General features: G+C 38.0%; 19 protein-coding genes. 17 read left to right on the top strand and 2 right to left on the bottom strand.

Going from position 1 to position 19933, the window contains the following annotated elements:
- Positions 1–43 precede the first annotated feature (43 nt).
- The 17 genes from QSE00_RS00855 (at position 44) to QSE00_RS00935 (ending at position 16001) form a co-directional block, all read left to right on the top strand.
- On the top strand, positions 44–2053 hold the full coding sequence (locus QSE00_RS00855; RefSeq protein WP_286104526.1) for a WG repeat-containing protein: 2010 nt from the start codon (positions 44–46) through the stop codon (positions 2051–2053).
- 43 nt (positions 2054–2096) lie between these two features.
- Positions 2097–2975 (top strand): hypothetical protein, encoded by an 879-nt coding sequence (locus tag QSE00_RS00860; protein ID WP_286104527.1) that lies wholly within the window; start codon positions 2097–2099, stop codon positions 2973–2975.
- Positions 2975–3862 (top strand): DUF6175 family protein, encoded by an 888-nt coding sequence (locus QSE00_RS00865; RefSeq protein WP_110354207.1) that lies wholly within the window; start codon positions 2975–2977, stop codon positions 3860–3862. Before QSE00_RS00860 ends, QSE00_RS00865 begins: the two co-directional genes overlap by 1 nt.
- Positions 3863–3872: 10 nt before the next feature.
- Positions 3873–4817, top strand: coding sequence for a hypothetical protein (locus QSE00_RS00870; RefSeq protein WP_286104529.1), 945 nt, complete (start codon positions 3873–3875; stop codon positions 4815–4817).
- Between the two features lie 551 nt (positions 4818–5368).
- Positions 5369–6076 (top strand): tetratricopeptide repeat protein, encoded by a 708-nt coding sequence (locus tag QSE00_RS00875; protein WP_286104530.1) that lies wholly within the window; start codon positions 5369–5371, stop codon positions 6074–6076.
- A gap of 10 nt (positions 6077–6086) precedes the next feature.
- On the top strand, positions 6087–7463 hold the full coding sequence (locus QSE00_RS00880; RefSeq protein WP_286104531.1) for a CCA tRNA nucleotidyltransferase: 1377 nt from the start codon (positions 6087–6089) through the stop codon (positions 7461–7463).
- 224 nt (positions 7464–7687) lie between these two features.
- Positions 7688–8302 (top strand): hypothetical protein, encoded by a 615-nt coding sequence (locus QSE00_RS00885; RefSeq protein WP_286104532.1) that lies wholly within the window; start codon positions 7688–7690, stop codon positions 8300–8302.
- Between the two features lie 44 nt (positions 8303–8346).
- A complete protein-coding gene (locus QSE00_RS00890) occupies positions 8347–8727 on the top strand; it encodes a hypothetical protein (RefSeq protein WP_286104533.1) in 381 nt (126 codons plus the stop codon).
- A gap of 118 nt (positions 8728–8845) precedes the next feature.
- Positions 8846–9181 (top strand): cyclic-phosphate processing receiver domain-containing protein, encoded by a 336-nt coding sequence (locus QSE00_RS00895; RefSeq protein ID WP_286104534.1) that lies wholly within the window; start codon positions 8846–8848, stop codon positions 9179–9181.
- A gap of 235 nt (positions 9182–9416) precedes the next feature.
- Entirely contained in the window at positions 9417–10175 is a 759-nt protein-coding gene (locus tag QSE00_RS00900) for a hypothetical protein (RefSeq protein WP_286104535.1), read from the top strand.
- Between the two features lie 26 nt (positions 10176–10201).
- Positions 10202–10720 (top strand): TlpA family protein disulfide reductase, encoded by a 519-nt coding sequence (locus QSE00_RS00905; protein WP_286104536.1) that lies wholly within the window; start codon positions 10202–10204, stop codon positions 10718–10720.
- Between the two features lie 197 nt (positions 10721–10917).
- Entirely contained in the window at positions 10918–11766 is an 849-nt protein-coding gene (locus QSE00_RS00910; protein WP_286104537.1) for a hypothetical protein, read from the top strand.
- A 117-nt stretch (positions 11767–11883) separates the two neighbouring features.
- Entirely contained in the window at positions 11884–12318 is a 435-nt protein-coding gene (locus QSE00_RS00915; RefSeq protein WP_286104538.1) for a DnaJ-like cysteine-rich domain-containing protein, read from the top strand.
- Positions 12319–12638: 320 nt separating this feature from the next.
- On the top strand, positions 12639–12899 hold the full coding sequence (locus tag QSE00_RS00920; protein WP_286104539.1) for a hypothetical protein: 261 nt from the start codon (positions 12639–12641) through the stop codon (positions 12897–12899).
- A 31-nt stretch (positions 12900–12930) separates the two neighbouring features.
- A complete protein-coding gene (locus QSE00_RS00925) occupies positions 12931–13605 on the top strand; it encodes a hypothetical protein (protein WP_286104540.1) in 675 nt (224 codons plus the stop codon).
- A 56-nt stretch (positions 13606–13661) separates the two neighbouring features.
- On the top strand, positions 13662–14186 hold the full coding sequence (locus QSE00_RS00930) for a hypothetical protein (protein WP_146216251.1): 525 nt from the start codon (positions 13662–13664) through the stop codon (positions 14184–14186).
- 393 nt (positions 14187–14579) lie between these two features.
- Positions 14580–16001 (top strand): carboxylesterase family protein, encoded by a 1422-nt coding sequence (locus tag QSE00_RS00935; protein ID WP_286104541.1) that lies wholly within the window; start codon positions 14580–14582, stop codon positions 15999–16001.
- A 196-nt stretch (positions 16002–16197) separates the two neighbouring features.
- Here the strand turns inward: QSE00_RS00935 and QSE00_RS00940 are convergent, their stop codons facing one another.
- Entirely contained in the window at positions 16198–18912 is a 2715-nt protein-coding gene (locus QSE00_RS00940) for an alpha-d-galacturonidase (protein WP_286104542.1), read from the bottom strand.
- Between the two features lie 104 nt (positions 18913–19016).
- Positions 19017–19877 (bottom strand): hypothetical protein, encoded by an 861-nt coding sequence (locus QSE00_RS00945; RefSeq protein ID WP_286104543.1) that lies wholly within the window; start codon positions 19875–19877, stop codon positions 19017–19019.
- Between the last annotated feature and the right edge of the window lie 56 nt (positions 19878–19933).

The raw sequence follows: 19933 nt of genomic DNA on the forward strand, positions 1-19933 counted from the left end.
CTTTTCCTTCCAAACTAAGAATAACCAACTAATAACCAGTTAAGTGACCAGACAAGAGTTTCATAATAGATATAAATACAATAACAAAGACCATAAAATTGGTGGCGGCGCTTTTGGTACGGTGTATAAGGCGTATGATTGCACTTTGGATAGGGAGGTGGCCATAAAGGTACAGGAGATACAGGAAATTGAGGGCAAAGAGTTTTCCCTTCAGTTGGAGTACGACGCTATAAAGGCATTGGAAGATCATCCAAATATTGCCAATTATGAAAGTGTATATAGGTATGCGGACGGTCCGGGCCTTTATGATTATGCCATTATGCAGTTTTATCCCTTGGGGAACCTTTCATCTTATCTGAAAAACAATACTATTGGCAATGGGGAAAGGAATAAAATTTTGGTTCAGATTTTACAAGGTATAGCCTACCTACATCATAATAGAGTGGTACATAGGGATATTAAACCTGGGAATATTTTGGTAGTGAACCGGCCCGGGGTAGGAATAATTCCCAAAATAACTGATTTTGGACTGAGCAAGTTAGCGGAAATCCAGAATGATTATTCACAATTTCAAAATAGTTTTGCAGGAGGTACTGTGGAGTATAGCTCCCCTGAGCAACTTAAGGGACTTTCCCTAAAATTCAATACGGATTTATGGAGTTTTGGCATTATCATATTCGAAGTTTTTACTGGCAGAACTCTTTTTGATGTAGACGGATATGGTGCTGGCAGTGCAGGGAAGCAGGGTGAAATTATGCAGCAAATATTTAAGAAAGACTTACTTGAAGATATAAAATTGCTTCCGCAAGATTGGCAACCAATTGCCAGAATTTGTTTGGAAAGGGATCCAGAAAAAAGACCCTCTACGGGTAGGGAACTGTTGAAAAAATTGCCGAAAGAATTCTATAAGCTAGAGGAAGATTCCTTTCTAAGGGCAGAAAGCGCATTAAAATCCAGTAGGCAGGAATTATATGGCCATATGGGCGATTGCAATGAGGTTACCACGATTTTAAAAAATGAGGTGGCGATTGATGATAAGCCAACGGTAGTTAACCTCAATAATCAAGAAGTATCAGATAAACCCATACAGGAAAGTCCAAAGCCCATTGGGAAAACTAGATCCAAGACCAATAAACCAATAGTTATTGCTGCTATTGCTTTAGTTTGTATTGGCTTATCGGCATTCCTAATTTTCAGGTTTTTAGGGGGTAGTCATGTACCTAAATTTTCTGCAATGGTACAATTGGAGGGTAAGACAGGTTATATTGATTCCCAAGGAAACTCAATTTTGGAGCCAACTTACAAAGGTGGGTTAAATTTTAAGGAAGGTGTGGCCCCTGTTAATACCGAAATTGGATGGAATTATATTGACATTGACGGAAATTTGACGATAAAAGGCGATTTTGATCTGGCTACTCCGTTCTCCGATGGTTTTGCTTTGGTGAAAAATAACGAAGGGTGGTTCTTTATAAATAAAGACGGTGAAAATGCCTTTAATCAATTTTATAAAGGTGCTAAGTTATTTGGCGACGGTCTTGCTCCCATTAGAACAAGTGAAGGATGGAGTTTTATAGATAAAGATGGAAACATTGCTTTTTCTGGTATATATGACGATGTAAATTCTTTTTCGAATGGTTTGGCAGGGGTTAAAAAACAGGGAAAATGGGGCTTTATCGATATAACTGGAGAACAAGTGATTAATTTTAATTACTTAGGAGTAGAAAATTATTCTGAAGGATTGTTTGGGGTATTAATTGGTGAGAATAAATGGCAATTTATGGACAAGTTTGAAAATGTAGCCTTTGATGATTTTTTTGACCAAGTGGAAATATTCTCTGAGGGTTGGGCAGCGGTAAAAAAAGGTAATAAATGGGGGTTTATTGACAAAAACGGAAAATTGAAAATCGATTTTAAATATGAAAATACAGGGAATTTTATTAATGGGATTGCACCGGTAAAATTAAACTCCAAATGGATTTATATAGATAAAAACAATAAGCAAATCATAGAACAAAGTTATGACCGAGTAGAAGATTTTGAACTCGTTAATTGAATTGAAAAAATTATTGCATTATAAATTAAAACACCAAATGAAAATGAAAACACAAACTTTAAAAATGAAGAACACCATACTTTTTCTTATTGTCATATTGAGTATTTCGTCAGGGATATCCCAAAATTCCAAAAATAAGAAAACAACCATTGGCCTTACAACTTTTGAGGCCTTGGACGAAAAAAATTACAGGGAAGCGGAATTGCTGACAGAAACGGTCAAGGAGCTTTTTGTAGAATCCAAAAGGTACATCCCATTGGATAGGACCACCTATGCCGAAACGGCCAAGTATAAGGAAATAGAGGTACAAAAGAATGTTAGTTTTATAAATGGGGTAGTAGCCAAACAAGGACTTCAAAAGGGAGCAAAGTACTTAATTGGGGGTAAATTAACGGCTGTTGAATATGCGGATATGAAAAACGGTATCGATTGTAAACTTAGTTTTAGTATAAATATATCCAGTGTGGAGACAGGCGAGTTAATGGCTTCAGAAACATTTACTCCGGGACCTATATCAATTTCAGCAGATGGTATTGACGAAATTAGCGCTATGTCGACTCAAATAAACCTGTTAAGAAATAAAATAGGGAACTTCATTATTGCCAACACGCCCTTTTCAGTAGAGATAATTCAATTGGAAAAAACGAAGAAAGGGGCCAATATTCTTATTAACGTAGGGGTGGATGAAGGTGTTGAAAAAGGAAACAGGTTTGCAATTTATAAGGTTTCCAGTATTGCTGGGCTTACCCGTAAACAAGAAATCATTAAGTTTTCCATAGACGAAGTCCAGGGGGGTATTTCAGTTGGTGGCATCAAAAAGAATATGGTAGATGAGTTGGATCAATTGATTAATGATCCAAATGTGGAGCTTAGTTGTGAAGAAATAGAATGCAAAATATGTTTTAATAAATTCAAAATATAATGAAGAACAAATTTACCATTATAGCATTATTAGTTGTTCTTGTTGTACAAGCACAAAAATCCAATGAGCGATTGGTTCTGCCAAGTATTATGATTATGCCTGGGGAGAAGGCCTATAAGAATATTATAGATAATAAAATACCATTTAATTTAAAGGCAGGAATGGCTACCGTTAATGATGCTTTTAAAAATTTCGGTTTTGACACTAGGGATTTTGAAGCGGCATTCAACAAACTCATGCGAGATGGCAAGTTGGACGATTGCAGTCAGTGCGACCTAACAGAAATGTTATTTGAAGATGCGGTTGCTGATGTATTGGTAGAATTGGAGTTTGAATACGTAACAACAGCACACGGAAATAAAGTAACAGTGATCGTGGAAGCAATTCACTTCTCTTCTGCAACATCCTGGGCCAGTGAAGTATGTGAGTCAAATTATTTTAACACGACCGATATTACAGCCCTGACAAAGTCGGCCATTAATCAAATAGCTTATGAAGATAAGAAGGGGAATGATGTTTCGTATATAGAACATTTTATGCAGGAAATAGTGGATTATTTGGAAAAGTGCAGTGAGAACGGGGCTATTGCCGATATCAGATTTACTATAAGTGGAGATTCGGATTGCAATATGGACTGCAAATTACCGCAGGCCGACAATACTAGGTTAAAGTACGTCTTGGAAGATTGGATAGAGGAAACATCCAAGGATGGGTACTACAAGATTAAGAGCCAAAGTGAAAACCAACTAATTGTAGAGGAATACCGCTATGAGTGTAATTCAAGAACAAGTAAGATAGAAAGAAAACTTTCCAGATTTTTGGATGAATTGGAATTGGATTTTAAGGTAAAAACAAGTAGGGCCACACTTTATGTGGAACTGTACTAAATAAATGGATATGAAGAAATTTATCGTTTTGGCATTATGCTTATTGGGGCCAACAATATACGCCCAAAATGACGATTTGGGCCAAATTAAACTGGCTGTCGTAACCCCTGACTTTCTACTGGAGGACTTAACCTTAAGTCATGTTTCCAAAATTCGGACCAAGATTCAAAGTATGGTCTCCAATTATGGGATGTCCGGGACCGACTATATTAACGACTTTGTAATTTATCCCAAGTTTGAAATTTATGCCCAGGATATCATTCCCGGAACGTACGGGGATATCCATTCCATGGAGGCAGAACTGACCCTTTTGGTGGTCGATGCAAAAACAAAGAGCTTATTGGCAGCAGCTTTTCCAATAAAACTTAAGGGAGAATCTAGAAGAAGTAGGGATGATGCCATTACAAAAAGTATAGGCCGTATTAAAACTAGTGGACAGGATATTGAAAAATTTATGGATGTTATAAAACAAAAAATTATGGATTACTACCAGTCCAATTGTAATAGAATATATAATGAGGCCAATGCTAAGCTGAACAATGGTTTGGTTGCAGATGCCATTAATTTATTATTGACCGTTCCCAACAGCCTATCAGGTGAATGCTATGATAGGATACAGTCTAAGCTTGTTGAGGCTTATATAGCTTATAGTAACTTTAAATGTAAATCATTGATAACGGAGGCCAAGACTGCCATTGGTAAAAATGAGTTGGATTATGCCAGAGGATTATTGGCACAAATAAGTCAAAATTCAAGCTGCTATTCCGAAGCGCAAAGCCTAATGAAAGGAATTGAAACGAATAAAAACAGTGAAAATTCTGAGAAGAACCAAGATGCCGAAGTTAAATTAGAGAAACGAAAAGAAACGGTACTTAAAAAGGCACAAAGGGAGGTGGCCCAAAAAGACGATAAGGAACAGCTTTGTGATCTGGGTATTGGAGTAGATTGTAATTGATAGGTTATCTCAATTTTAAAAAAAAGAACCTTTTTGGTTCTTTTTTTTTGACACCAAAAGTTAGGTTTTATAAACTAATTAAAGTCAGTAAAGCGCAGTGTGAAGTCTCCCGCCTTCGCACTACCTGTCCGCCAGACAGGCCCATCGGTAGCTTAGGACTTTGTAAATAAATAAACTAGAGTGCTTATATAGGCTAGTATTAGCAAAATTAGCGTAAAAAACAGTAGTTGAAATTTGATTTTTTTCGATTGGATTTCTTCTTGGGAAAGTAGTTTGGAAAAATTGGAAAAATCCTTTAAATGGTTACCTCTGTACCAATATACAAGATATCCTTTTTTATGCAATATTCTTTTCATGGTATACACTAAAATGACTATAAGTGCACCAACGATAATTAAAAGTTCAATAGGAAGGTTCTTCATGCTTCTGTATTACAATAAGGGTTTGTGAATGTTTATATATACTAAAATAACCATTTGAAATATAATTAAAAAGCTAATTGATTGTGTGGATTTAGTTTTAATGAACAATCAATTAAATAAAACTTAAAAATGATGAGAACAGTATTGATCACCATGGTGATAACAATGATTGCCATGAACAGTATTTGGGCAAGAAAAGGTGTTTTTGGGAAAATGGAATCCATTGAGGAAATTCAGGAATTGGATGTGTCTGGCCCAAAGGGAGAAGACCTTTATTTGGCTTACAGAACTTCTAGCAGGTTTTTTATAGCAGGTCTTTATTTTAAAGATCATGGTTATGTTCTTGGTATAAGGGGCCAGTATAATTCATATTATCCACTGGATACCACACGTATTGCGCAACTTCAAGAAGCAGGGCAATTGCCAAATCCAATGCCGGCGTATGATATTCCTTGGAAGGAATATGCTTTTGGCTATTCGGGCTGGTTAATTTTACCGTTACTTTTTTGGAGATTGTTGCTCTTTTTTAAAAACTTGGGGGACGATACTACGGACAGGAAAAACCTAAATGATATTCCGGAATGGAATTATAATATGGGACTAAAGAACTATAACCCTAAAAAAGGACGGCCAGATTATAAAAGTGCCTTTATATTATTTAAAAAGGCTGCCGAGCAAGGTCATATAGAAGCATTATATAATACCGGGATAATGTTGTGCAAAGGTCAGGGAATAGAACAAGATCTGGCTCTTGGTTATAAATATCTTGCCATGGCGGAACAAAAAGGCCATAGGGAGTCGGCTATTGTAATAAAAAAACTTCAGGAATTAAATTAAAATAGAACTAGTGAAAATAGAATTAAAACACATAATCGCACATTACGAAGCATTTATTCCTCTGTTGGATCTTATAAAACAAAATAATGGAACGGCAATGCTCATAGGTGGAGCTGTAATAGATGGTATTAATAAAATTGAAATTAAGGATGTAGATATTGAGGTTTACGGCCTGCAGTACGAAGAAATCCACAAGCTGCTGGCACAGCTAAATTTATCTTCAAATATAGTTGGTAAGGCTTTTGGCGTTTTAAAAACAGTGATTCAAGATATAGAAATAGATTTGTCCGTGCCCAGACGTGAAAATAAGGTAGGTATAGGGCATAAGGGTTTTGAGGTAGAATTGGATATGGCTATGACCCCACTAGAAGCAGGTAGACGTAGGGATCTCACTATAAATAGTATGTACATAAACATGCATAATGGAGAATTGGTAGACCCATTTAATGGCTTGGATGACCTGCAGAACGGAATCCTTAGGGCAACAGATTATAAAACGTTTGTAGAAGATCCATTGCGGGTATTGCGAATAATGCAATTGTTGCCCAGAAAAGGCACTAGCGTTGAAAAGGAGACCATTGCGTTGTGCCAGAAAATGACTGATGAATTTTATGAACTTCCTGCAGAACGCGTATTTTCGGAGTGGGAAAAATTATTGTTGAAAGCGGATAAACCTTCAATGGGATTGCAATTTTTGAGAGATTGTGGTTGGTTAAAACACTTTCCGGAGCTCAATGATTTAATAGGATGCCCTCAAAATCCAATTTGGCACCCGGAGGGAGATGTATGGGTACATACTTGTATGGTAATTGACCAAGCAGCTAAACTAAGGGACCAATTGCCCAATAGTGATTGGCGTCTCGCTTTTATGTTCGGGGCATTGTTGCACGATGTGGGAAAACCATCTACAACTACTCCAGATTTAAGGGCATACGGGCACGATGCTGCAGGAGTTCCAATTGCTGAGGCTTTTATGAAGCGCATGACCAATAATAAAAGTTTAATAAAAAAAGTAATCACTATTGTTGGGCTTCATATGAGGCCTGGGCAATTATTCAATTCAGGTGCTAAAGAACCAGCTTGGAAAAGATTACATAATAAATGTAGACTTGATGTTTTGGGGTGGCAGAGTAAGGCAGATTCTGCCGGAAGAACAGGTAGGAACGTATTAAGTGATAAGCATGAAACTTCTGAGATGTGTTTCCAATTGTTTCAGAAATTTGGTGAAGAGGAAATCGCACCTTTGGTCCAAGGAAAAGATTTGATCGTGCTTGGGTTAAGACCATCCAAAGAATTTGGAATAATTTTAGCGAAAAGCTATGAACTACAACTGGAGGGGGAGAAAAAAGAAGCAATACTCTTAAAAATAAAGAATAACACTATTTAGATTGCCATATACATTCTATAAGAAGCGCAAAAGGGTGCTTTTTTACAGTAGAACAATTGCCCAACCTTAATCGAATACCTTAAAGAAAGAGTCCACATTTATGGGCTCTTTTTTGTTTCCTATACTAAATACTTGGTTTTATACAACAAAAAAGTATGGAGGCGCCAACTGAAAATATATTTGAGCCATCAAATAATATTAACAACATTCCAAAACTTGAAACCATGAAAAATTTTAAAAACCCATTGGCCCTTTTATTAGTATTTACGATCCTATTCGTTAGCTGTGACAACAAGAAGCAGAAAGAATTGGCCAGGCAAAAGAATTATGAAATAGGAATATTGCAATCCAAACTTATGGATTACCAATCTTATCGCAATTTATTGGATTCGGAGTTGATCAATCAACAGGCAAAATTAACAGACCATAGTCGCTCTAAATTTCAATTGGAATCCAAGTTAGCGGATTACGAAAATAGGGTTATGGCCTACCTAATGGATCATAAAATGGCGGTGGCCTGTATAGTTGGGGGTTTGGGTGGTGCCACTGTTTCTTTTGATACCACAAGTGAGTTGTCCAGAGAGGTAAAGGACGTAGCAGGTGCGGTAACGGCGATCAGTGCCATTTACGCCATTTTAAACTACTCCGAAGTTTCAGAGGTAGCCGACGTTTTGGTTCAGGCAGATAGCCATGTAAAAAACATAAAGAAGGAGATTGGAAAAGTAAATGCGTTAATTAAGAACACCAAGTATGCTCTTGGCGACAAAGAGAGGAAGTTGATTGCTTTGAAGAAGAACATGGTTGCTACAAGAACCAGAATAGAGCAATTAAATATTTAAGATTCAATTCCTTGTTTTCTATTAAAACCCCAACCTGTATTTAAATGAAATCAATTATTCTATATTCAGATTCTTCCACAACTACTTCGGTCCAATTTTTTGAATCGGGCCAAGTTTTAATTTGCAATGAGGAACTGGCGGGAACATATCTTCTTAGGGTGCCTAAGGAGGAAAAGCAAGATTTTTTTTATATTTTGTTTGAGGCATGGATCAATAATAAAAAAACCTACTTTCTTGTTTTTATAACTAGAAGATTTGGACTAAAGTTTCCTGAAAATCTAACAGATGATAAAATCAATGATAATATGATTCTTTGTTTAAAGAAATTGTTTTTAAACCGATTGGAAGACCCCTTTGAGGAAATTAAATCCTTTCTATTTAAAAAAGAAATTAAGTTTGGTTCAGAATATTGGACATCTCGCTGATTTTCGTAATCTGTTGAACTTAAGTATTTTATTAATATACTGATGCTGAATAGGTCATGTGTTTTCATTTGATCAATCAAAATGGAAAGCCCTTCATTAAACTTACAACAACACAAAAATGAAAAAACTATTTCTTGATGATGTAAGAACTTTATCGATGGTTTACCCAAATGACTTAGAATCGGAATGGGACATTGTTCGAAACTACCAAGATTTCGTGGCATATATTAAAAGAAACGGCTTACCGCCCTTCATTAGTTTTGATAATGATTTAGGGCTGGACCAAGAAGGTCGTGTAGCTCCGGATGGTTATGCGGCCTCAAAATGGTTGGTATATGAATCTGGATTGGATTTAAGGGGGTTAAGGTATCACGTGCACTCTGCAAATCCGGTGGCTGCAGAGCAAATTAGGGGATTATTGGATAATTATTTAAAATATCTGAAGGGTCAATAGGGAAGGCTACAATTGGGACGGAAGATAGGTTAAGCATTTGTTTTCAAGATGCTTTTTGGTCGTTTCCTATTCCCGGATTAAAGGAAGTTCATAATGTTCGCCACCGTTATCAAAGGGGCGTTGGTACCATTTTGAAATCCATTTAATATATCAAAACCCCTATTCCATACACTAAATACTTTTTCTCCTGACAGTTCAAAATACATTTGGTTTAAATCTAAAAAAAACCAAAACCATGTATTTTAAAAACATCACCACAGCAATTTTTTTCATAGCCCAAATTATATGGGCAAGTCCAAAGCCTTGTGGCTGCTCGGAAAGCAATTCGGAATCCTTTTTCACCAACGGTTGGTCTATTGTAGAGAATGGGTATTCCAATTCATTTAAAAGGGTATTAGAGAACAATTACGGCATAAAGGTCCACAAGGATTATGAAATAACTGGCCTTAGACGTCACCATCTGGAATTTTATGACTACGGGTGGCTGTATGAGTTTACCGTTCTTGACCGAGGAACACAAAAAAAGATATATGTACTTAATGCGAATATGCAATCGGTAATGCTAACAGATGCCAAAAAGATTGCTGGGTTTCTTTTAACAAACCAACCAGACCTTAGCACCGATAAGGGTCTCCTGGAATATTGGGCTATGCTGACCTATATGGCAGAATTGGACAACGATCCAATACATGTACTATTCTCAAATGAAGATCTCAACTCGTCTTGTTCAACTAATAATGTAAGTGTCCCAAGAGTGATCTACAAAGATGGGCATATGGCCAGAATACAAGCCTTGGTCAATATAGAAGGGCAGGTATTCTCGGCGATTTATGATTTGGATTTTAAAATAATGAACATTGTAATGAAAGATGCTATTCCGATCATCCCCGGCAATTCCAATACGGGTTGCAGGTCTTCATATAACAAAAGCGAGGTTTCATACAGTGAATGGAATCCAAATAGGAAATCCCAGGTATTTTTACCTCAGAAATAAAACATAAACCACTAAATACAGGCAAAATGAAATCACTTATCTACATTATCGGCATCCTATTAATAACAATATCCGGGAACAAAACAAAGAGTACTTATTTTAATTCTACGGTTTTGGTAGACGGTGTTGAAGAAACCACTTTTGGTAAGGTGGTATCAGTCACGGAGAAACCAAAAATGATACTTTTCTATAGCTCGCAAAATTGTGGTCCCTGTTTGGAGCAGATTGCAAATATGAAACCCCATCTTAGCGAATTGGATAAAAAATATCAGTTGATATTTATAGACAGTTGGACCATTGGCAAGGCCAAAAAGCATCAAAGTAGACAATTCGCCTTTGATTTTTACAAAGAACACCTCAAGACCAATACCTCACATTTCTTATTGGATCCTGAAGACGAGCTATTGGCCTCTTTTCAAGAAAAGGAAAGTCTTAAAGGTGCCTTGCCCTTTTTCGTGGTACAGGACAAAGTAGGTTTGGAGGTCTATCAGCAACTTGGCCGAACAAATTTTAACGAGGCACCTGTTTATGCCAGTCTTTTTTAAAAAAAGGATCATTCGTTCACTAAGCAGGTATGGTATAGGGTATTCGGACGTATGGTATACAGTTGTCCGGTAGAAAGTGATAGTCCCGAGGTAACACGAGAAAATTAATAGGGGCCCAGGGAGGATCTGGATGATTTTTTGATGGGGATATCCTATAAATGATAAACTAGGCCAGGGACATTTAAATTATGGTAAATATGAAAGATATACTATTGAAGGTTCCATTTTTAATACTAATGGGAACCTGTTTGCTAATAATTGGTTTTGGAGCCTATAAACAAAGCAATCTAATAGAAAGGCAACTGGCCATTTTCCAAAACAGCCATGAATCGGAATTTAGATTTTATGAACAATTGATCCTATTTTCTTGTAACTCAAAAAAGGAGTTAACTTATTTAATGAATACCGAGAGTTTTTATCGCTTGGATAAACCCGTTGGGAACTACAAGGAATTAGGGAAGACTTTAGCAAAAATTTATAGGCAGAGTTTAAAAATACAACCTTATTCAATGGAGACAAGAAATTTGACTAATGAACTGCAATTAACATTACAGAATGGCGTGAATGCTTCATACGAATTAGCCAAATTGGTCACAGGTCCGAAAACTATAAAACAGGGGGATGTGATGGTAGAGAGCATTCAATACTATAATTTTTTCACCTTGCTGCCTTCCAGTGCCTTGTTCCTTAAAGAGGATCAGAAAAGATTTAAAGACCTGGCCGAAGTACTAATGGAAGTGAGTAGTAAAATAGCAGGGTTTAGGGATTTGACCAACACTATTGAAGGAGGGATAGCCAAAGATGCCAATAAGTTCATTATAAAGCTTGGACATTCCTTTAATAATCCATTAAATAACATTTTGGTAAGTGCAAAAAAGAAAGAACTGGGCTTGCTACGGCTAAAGGAAATAATCACAACGAGCCAAATTTTTGAGAGAGATCCGGAAGGTTCCTGTGATATTGTAAAGCCTGGTGATGATTCCCGGAGTGGTTTGAAATTGGAATCTGCCTATAAAAGAGCGGTCAGGCTCCAGGAGTTTAATTGACCAGACCAGAGACCTTTATTAGGGTTTTATGAATCAAAACGGCGCTTTCATATATTGGTTTTCTTTGAGTTTGGCTTGCCTAGCTACCTTTATTTCACAATTAAAACCTAGATAATTATGAAAACTAGAACATGTACAAACTGTCAAGGAAGAGGGATAGAAACCGATTATAACACACGGATTGAGTCAACCAAAAATAGCTTTACCTACGGTAATAGGCCATGTGTTGTATGCTCGGGAGCTGGGGTCATATATGACTATAGCCCAGACCCGGAGGTAGCCAAAAAATCGGTTTCAAAGGAGGTTCCGGTAAAATCGAATTCCACAAAGACATCGAACGCCAACAAATCATCCGGGAATGATTTTAGCATGAACGATTTTTTTATGCTGCTTGGATTTATTATTGGGGGAATTACGGCCTATCAGTATACCACAAATTGGATTGCTATAGGGGTAACAGCCTTAATTTCTGGCTTCATTTTAAGAATTACCTATAAACTGATCTTTGTTATTTTAATTATCCTTGCAGTGGTATATTTCTACAACCAGTAGCGTATTACTTTTGTAAAAAAAATTATTTCTCTTCAAATAACGGAGGATGACCTTTGGCCGCTATGTTTGGCCAATGGGTAACTAAAAAAACAAGGGAATAGGATGGGCCCAACACTACAAATCAATAGTGTTGGGCTTTTGTTATTTAAGAATGTTATTGAAAAGTAGTGTTGTTATAAAATGCACAAGTGTAAAAGGGCCCTACTTTTTTTGGGAGTGACCCTTTCCTATAACAAAATGCCTGTTTCATACAGTAATAAACGCCCTTTCCTTAAAACGGACATAATATTGGATTATCAATAACATTTAAAACATTTATTATGAAAAAATCAATGGTATTTATGGCCCTGGTGGCCACAATGGTATTTACAAGCTGTACACCTGATACGGTACGGGATTCAGCAGAGGCTTTTAACAGTTTGGAGTGTCTAAACAAATTACTCAAGTTAAGTGAAAACGAAGATGATTTAAGCTGTTCGGAATTGGTGTCGGCATTACAGGGTCTCAAGAAATCCTGTGGTGATGAAGATGGGGATATACAAGAAGCCATAGACGTAATTATAGCCAATTGTGAAGATTAAATCAATTTGTAATAATTAAAAGAAGAGAACAATGAAAACGAATTTTTTAAGGATAGTTGCCCTCACTGCAATTCTTGCTTTTGCAAGTTGCTCAAAGGAAGAGGATTCGGCAGATATGGGTTTTGATGGATCCTTAACCTCTATTGAAGATTTTTATACACCAGAATTGGTAAGGGCTTTGGATTCTTTGGGTTTTGAAATGAACCTAGGCAATAAACCACCAAAAATAGAAGGGACATATCATGTAAAGCCTATGCTCCTTAAGTCTAGCTCGGTGCCGGGCGATATTGTAGGCTCACAATTTAATAACTACGAGGTGACTTTTTCCAATCAGGATAATGGAAAATTGACCATTGATTATTTTGGAGATCAAGGTGTAGAAATAGATGAAGGCTTTGGTTCATTTATATCCGGGGAGAACGATAAATTTTCGGTATTCCTAATAACAACCTCAGACATTGGCTCCTATACGGCCGATTCTGCTATTTCCCTATCGGGAAGAATAGTGGAGGGCGGAATTGAAAATATCCAAATGGCATTTGTAATGCTGGATAATAAGGAAAATGAAGGAGGGGTGTTTATAGGCAACAATACGGGAAGGATTGTTTACGACTCCGATTACTTTTCTGAAAAGGTCGAAAATACAAAGGAATTAAATTCAATGGAAAGCTACGGGGCATCCATGATGCAGATTAAAGTACAATAACAAAAACAATTTAAAAAATAAAACAAATGAAAGCTTTAAACAAAAAAACAACCACAATGAAAAAATCAATTATATATATCGCCATTGCTTTATTGGCTGGTCCAATGGTCATGGCCCAAGAATTTAATGTTGGTACCAATGTTATAAATGGGGGTATCGGTTTTGGAGGCAGATATGGAAATTACACGACCTCATCCCAAAGTCCTGGGTTCAGTATAAGTTATGAAAGAGGTATTTGGGATGTTCCAGGGCCAGGCGTCGTGAGTTTAGGGGGGTATGTAGGTACTAAAACCTACAAGTACAATTATTTGGGGGGAAATGACAAATGGTCCTATACCATTATTGGGGTTCGAGGGGCTTACCATTATACGGGACTGAATGTTGACAAACTTGATGTATATGGCGGTCTCATGGCTACGTATAATTTTCTGTCCTATAGTGGCGCGGGGAGTTATGGTGGCGGATTGGGTGCAACGGCATTCGCTGGAGGGCGGTGGTATTTTTCCAAAAACCTTGCAGTCTTTGCAGAGCTAGGCTATGGAGTTGCCTATTTAACTGTTGGCGCATCGATTAGAATATAGTTTTTTTAAAAAGGAATATACCTTATTGCCTTTTACAAATAATTATGGAGTAGTATGTAAACGGGTCCAACACAAAATGGTTGGACCCGTTCTGCAATTGTAATTTGGGTGTAAAGCTTTATTAAGGAATCGATAGGGAAATGTACCTTGTACTTAATGAAGGCATTGAAAGTGGTGTTGGTAATAAAATCGTTACCGGAAATCATGTAAGAATTGGAAAGACGTATGCGTAGATGGCAATTTCCGTATATTTAAATATTTAATAAGTCATTGATTTAGAATAAATAAGAGGTGTAATGAATTTTATAATCCCTTGGGGAGCAATGGGGATGGGTGTATCCATAGGGTCATAGATTGGCATCTTACGTTTAAACATATAAAGACTTACCATATATGAAGACCAATTTAGACCATAGGAATTTTTATCACTTTGCCATCTTTATTATTGGGCTTCATATTGTCCTTTCCATAGTCCATATTGTCGTAAGCTCCCTTTTGGGCCCCTCGATCTTCTATTTTAACGATTATTTTGTTCCTTGGTTCATCTTGGTCATGATAAGCGCAGTGGCGCTTCATTTGGTGTTGATTTGGTATTACCGGATAAAAAACTACAAGTTTGCCTTATTGGCCATTATGATTTCCCTTGTGGCCACTTTGGGGTATAGCCTTTTTATTTATCTGGCTTTGACCAATAGGTTTTTGCAAAATATGGTTACCGGGGCTTATGTTGTGGTGCTTTTCGTAGGTGCTATATATTCGATATGTCTTTTCGCCTCCAAGACGAAACATAGACCTTGGCTGTATTGGGCAGGCCTCAGTGGGTTTTTAGTGCAGTGTATTTTGATATGGATGTATCTCTGGGCGATGAACACCAAGAATGTTACCATTCTAAGGGGCATTGAAATGGCCTTACCTTGGATATCGGTGGTAGGAAGCGGATCACTGTTTTTCTATAGCCTGAATTTTAAAGTTGAGCTTAAATCCATGGAAACAAAGGACATTCCTAGTCCTTCCAAACTATTGACCGTAACAAGTAACGGGATTGGGGTAATTTCGGCAATCGCTATTTTTCTGGTTTTGAATCAAGGAATCAAAGGGTATGCGTGGCAAAAAGGGAAAACGGCAAGATCTATGAAAATGGCAGAACTTTTTGAGGCCGGAATTTACGTGAACAAGCAAAATGACACACTAAAATACCGTTTATTAAAGCCCAAGGATTACGATGGTAATAAAGAGTACCCCTTAGTGGTAAACCTGCATCATGGGGGTGGAATGGGGAGCGACAATCTAATTCAATTGGACGCAGCCGATCCGTCCAAGCTATTATCGACCCCTGAAAACAGGGAAAAATATCCGGCTTTTATTTTAGTGCCCCAATGTCCCAAGAACTCTAGTTTTAGGGTGCTTCCAGAGCATCAGGGCATTGCTGGGCTAATTTTTGAGGCTATGGAGTCCTTGGAGGAGGAGTATAATATAGACGAAAAGCGCCGCTACGTTATGGGGGTTTCCCTTGGAGGTTATGGTACCTGGCATTTTATTGGTTCCCGACCAGACCTGTTTGCAGCGGCCATACCCATCTGCGGGGGAGGTGATGCGGATATGGCCGGTAATATGGTCAATGTACCTATTTGGGCATTTCATGGTGAAAATGACAAAACTGTTCCTGTACACTTGACAAGGGACGTGATCAAGGCTGTTAGGGCTGCTGGGGGAAGTCCCAAGTACACTGAGTATTCCGCTGGCCATGATATTTGGAACAGGGTGCATACCACTCCTGGATTGCTGGAGTGGCTTTTTGCGCAAAAAAAGGATTGAGGACTTATGTCCCTTAGTGAAAGTGTTTAGAATAAATGGTTAACAAACAGGTATAAATAAAATTAAGATAAACGCATAATTCTTATAATCTCTTTAATTTTATATTAGCCTATAGATAGTCAAACCTGTGTTGATTTACTTCTTGGACAAATATCCCAGATTTAGGATCCAACTTTTACCTCAGCTACAGGATGGTTCAATAAAAAAGCCAATCCACTGCCTCCTTTTCCCCTTCTTCAATAAATCCAACATCGCGGGAGGTAATAATTTGTCCTGCATCGATAAAGCCCAATAGTAAGACCCTTCCTTTTTCCAAAGAGAACAAATGCTCCCCAATACCGAATTCGTAGGTATGGATATTGACCCTTGGTAAGTTTGTCAATTTCATGGCATTGGCCAATACTACTTCGGCTTCACCCTGCATATTACCCGCGGCATTGGTTTCAAGGCTTGGGGGCAATAAAAATCGCTTCAGATCAGTGTTAAAATAGCCGACCACGAGTTTGACAGGCTTGGTGGTTTTGAAACGGAGTTGTGTTCCGTTTTCGATCTGTTCCTTGGCCATGAACCCCAAACCTGTTAAATTCTTGAGTTCAGGAGCCAATTTATGTATTTGGGAAATTTCGTCAACATAGGCACTTTTACCAGACTGTACCTTAAATGATTTGGGTTTTGTTCCCAAAAATTCAACAGTGGCAGTCTGCCACGGGGTAACGATTTCTTTTTTTACCTGTCCATTATCAGAGGCCTTCAGACGATTTAAATTGCGTTTAAAATTTGATAGCTCACGCTGGTAATGGGGCAACATTTCTTCCCACGTTTTGTTCTTGCCATTATCCCCTCCTATAGGGATCCTTCGCTGGGCGGTCTGCATACTGTTCGCATATAGGTAATGGTCTTTTGTCAACTCTACAAGTTCTTCGTAATGTTCTATACTTTTTATTAAATGGGGTAAGGCAGTGTCCAGGTCGGTAAGTTTATTTGAATAACTATAGCGCAACACCGAAATAGCTGCTTTTACTTTTTCCGAGAAGAAATTTGCAAATGCGCGGTAGGCGTAAATATCATTTTTTAAGCGCTCGAATTCCTTTAGGTTCAAAGATACATGGGATGAGGCCTTTTCGATGGCTTGGACAGCAATTTCCCCATGCTTCGTGATTTCGTTGATTATTTGTAGAGGAGTTTCTCCTTCATGGGGTAGACCCTTCCATTCTTTTTCGGCATACTGCAAGAGGATTTCCCCTACAGGTCCACAGGACTCATAAAACCCAGGATAAACCCTCCATTTATATGGATTTACCAATTGACTTTCGAACATGCCCAATAAGAGGGTTTGTCTATTGCCCTCGGTGATTCCGAATCGCCGTAGGGTTTTTGGTGCTATCTCTCCCGATTCCTCGTAGGCAGTGACTATCTGGCCCCCCGCATCCAAATCGCTTCCATATTTATATGCCAATTGTTGGGCCCAATATTCGGTCTCCTTTTGTTTGTCCCTATCGGCTTTCCAGGCGTACCGTGCCCAAGCCTTGTACCAAATCCAATCCCGATCTATCTGTAAAAGTCGGGGTCCTGTTTTATCTGCCGTATAAGGCCAGTCCCAATATGATGCCTGAGGATACAAGTGTAAAGCGTTGGCACCATGAACGTTGTGCATGGCCTGAACACTTTTCTGTATAAAATCGGGAGAACCATATCTAAAAGGCTCCAAATTGGCCAAAATATGCACATTTGAAATATGAATGGATCCCAAAGAACTTAAATTTTTATGTATTTCAGACCAAGGGCCTCTTGGTTCATAAGTTGTTAACGATTCCCCATTGTATTTATGTGTGGTATATAGATTTTTATATATTGGAAGAGCATGCTCCATGACCAAAGGGGCATCTGTATCATGGGCACGTAAAATAATAGGGGGTTCGTCCGTTCTTCCCGAAGCCTTTAACCCGTCTTTGACTCCAGGTATAATGGTCTGGGTGAACCATTCTATGTCGTTTTCCTTACCGCTCATTGCCTCTCCCAAAGCTACCAAGAGACCTACATTTGGATATTTCTCAATAAAAGCTGCTACAGATTTCCGGGTATAATCGGCTATAACTGGAATTATTGGCCGTTGCCTATCTTGTGTCTTAATTTGATGATGTTCCGCAAAGGGCTTGGAAACAATAATATTATAAAACATTTGAATGACCCATATACCCCTTTTGTCAGCCTCTTCGGACAGGAATCGAAATATCTCTTCGTTCTTTTTAAAGGTTTCGTCACTTACTTCCACGGCATAGGGATAATCTTCCAGTTTTACCAGTGATGCAAATGGATGTCCATTCCATAAATAAAGGGAATTTAGGCGGTTTTCTACCATCATATCCAAATAGTCCACCCATAATTCCTTGTCATAAAACCAAGGAAAATTTTCAGGTGTATAGGGATATTCGTAGACCGTCCTACCAGGTAGGTATTCGGGTTTTTGAAGACCTATACAGGTACCCCTTAGTACCATTTCTGGCCTGTCCGAAAAATCAATGCCAGTGGGAATTGTTTCTTCCTCTTCTATTCGGGAAATTAGTTCTAGAATACCGTACATGGCGCCAGACGAATCAGTACCTTCAATATAAATTCTATTATCTTTTGAGCTTATCCTGAAACCTTCCTTTATCGATTTTTTTTCTGGAGCTTCTTCGTTCCGTGGATTGTTGCCATTTCTTTCCTCCTTGATAATAATGACCTGGTTGGTTACGTCATCCGTTATAGACTTTGATTCGGTAACGATGTAATCGTTTGCCTTTAGGAATGTTACAAGTTTGGTGGTTCCCCAAACAATTCGAGGAGAGGTTGACTCGCTAACCACTGTTATTCTCTTTTCGTTTGAACAGGACGCTAAAAGACAAAGCGCCGATAAAATAAGGTATCTCATATTTTTATTCATTTTCTGTAATCTCCATTTTTTTCATTTATCATTCCAAGCTTATATTTTAATTGGGTTTCCCTTAAATACCTCATCAAGTTAGTTTTAAAGGGCTATTTTTTTGCACGTTCCCAACATTCCTGTACTATTTCCTTATACAGCAAAGCCTGTTGCCAACGATCTCCTTCCTCTATTAATTTCCCATGGTGTTCAACGGTTCTGGCATAAAAAATATCGGAACGAAGTAATTCCACGGCAAAACATAAATAGTCTCCCGGGCCAGCCGATTTTAGAAAACCTTGAAAAGAACGCATCCACATTTCTTTAAAATGAGCTACAAAACTTTGGTTTTTATAAGGATCAATATTTACTTGTATACTACCGGGATTTCCTATCCGACCATGAAGAAATCTGACGCGTTCAAATACAGGTGATATAAATGATAGCTTCTCCTCGAAATTGCCATAAACCATTTCTTGACCGGTATACCAATGTGAAAAATCGCCATTAAACCTGATTTCGGGAAAACGCTTTACCAACTCAACAGTTCTGAACATATCTTGGGTAACTGTTGCCCGATGTGTTTCAATATAAATAGGAAAATTGAACTTTTGGGAACTATTTAAAATATACTCTACCAATAAATCAGTCTGTTTGTCCGACTCCAATCCCCAACCTAAATGTATAGTCGCACAATTATAGTCCTGACTTTTCCATTGTGGTATTAAATGATCTAGATCCCCAACTTCATTTACCCTTGCGTGGGCGGTTAAACCCAGGCCAAGTTCTTGGCAAAGTTCGGGTACACCATCTTGAATGCCCTGGAAGCCAGCTTTGGCAATGGCTTCATGTTTCTGCCGGTCTCCACCCCGAGGTCCTGTTGAAAATTCTGGGAGACCATCACAGTTCCCAAAGTTAATATCTATTCGTAAGGCCGGAGCATTTGCAGTACCGTCATTGGTATTCATTATCATATATAGGTTCGTTTTAAATTTAAAATAAATACTAATCTGTTGTATTAATTTTAGTC

It is taken from the genome of Arenibacter flavimaris, from assembly GCF_030291335.1.
GTDB lineage: Bacteria > Bacteroidota > Bacteroidia > Flavobacteriales > Flavobacteriaceae > Arenibacter.

Bases quoted from the DNA above. Each gene is read 5' to 3' on its own strand.
- QSE00_RS00930 (WP_146216251.1), top strand. From the start codon at position 13,662: ATGAAAAAATCAATTATATATATCGCCATTGCTTTATTGGCTGGTCCA.
- QSE00_RS00865 (WP_110354207.1), top strand. From the start codon at position 2,975: ATGAAGAACAAATTTACCATTATAGCATTATTAGTTGTTCTTGTTGTA.
- QSE00_RS00935 (WP_286104541.1), top strand. From the start codon at position 14,580: ATGAAGACCAATTTAGACCATAGGAATTTTTATCACTTTGCCATCTTT.
- QSE00_RS00915 (WP_286104538.1), top strand. From the start codon at position 11,884: ATGAAAACTAGAACATGTACAAACTGTCAAGGAAGAGGGATAGAAACC.
- QSE00_RS00940 (WP_286104542.1), bottom strand. From the start codon at position 18,912: ATGAGATACCTTATTTTATCGGCGCTTTGTCTTTTAGCGTCCTGTTCA.
- QSE00_RS00905 (WP_286104536.1), top strand. From the start codon at position 10,202: ATGAAATCACTTATCTACATTATCGGCATCCTATTAATAACAATATCC.
- QSE00_RS00895 (WP_286104534.1), top strand. From the start codon at position 8,846: ATGAAAAAACTATTTCTTGATGATGTAAGAACTTTATCGATGGTTTAC.
- QSE00_RS00875 (WP_286104530.1), top strand. From the start codon at position 5,369: ATGATGAGAACAGTATTGATCACCATGGTGATAACAATGATTGCCATG.
- QSE00_RS00890 (WP_286104533.1), top strand. From the start codon at position 8,347: ATGAAATCAATTATTCTATATTCAGATTCTTCCACAACTACTTCGGTC.
- QSE00_RS00920 (WP_286104539.1), top strand. From the start codon at position 12,639: ATGAAAAAATCAATGGTATTTATGGCCCTGGTGGCCACAATGGTATTT.
- QSE00_RS00870 (WP_286104529.1), top strand. From the start codon at position 3,873: ATGAAGAAATTTATCGTTTTGGCATTATGCTTATTGGGGCCAACAATA.
- QSE00_RS00925 (WP_286104540.1), top strand. From the start codon at position 12,931: ATGAAAACGAATTTTTTAAGGATAGTTGCCCTCACTGCAATTCTTGCT.
- QSE00_RS00900 (WP_286104535.1), top strand. From the start codon at position 9,417: ATGTATTTTAAAAACATCACCACAGCAATTTTTTTCATAGCCCAAATT.
- QSE00_RS00910 (WP_286104537.1), top strand. From the start codon at position 10,918: ATGAAAGATATACTATTGAAGGTTCCATTTTTAATACTAATGGGAACC.
- QSE00_RS00885 (WP_286104532.1), top strand. From the start codon at position 7,688: ATGAAAAATTTTAAAAACCCATTGGCCCTTTTATTAGTATTTACGATC.
- QSE00_RS00860 (WP_286104527.1), top strand. From the start codon at position 2,097: ATGAAAACACAAACTTTAAAAATGAAGAACACCATACTTTTTCTTATT.
- QSE00_RS00945 (WP_286104543.1), bottom strand. From the start codon at position 19,877: ATGATAATGAATACCAATGACGGTACTGCAAATGCTCCGGCCTTACGA.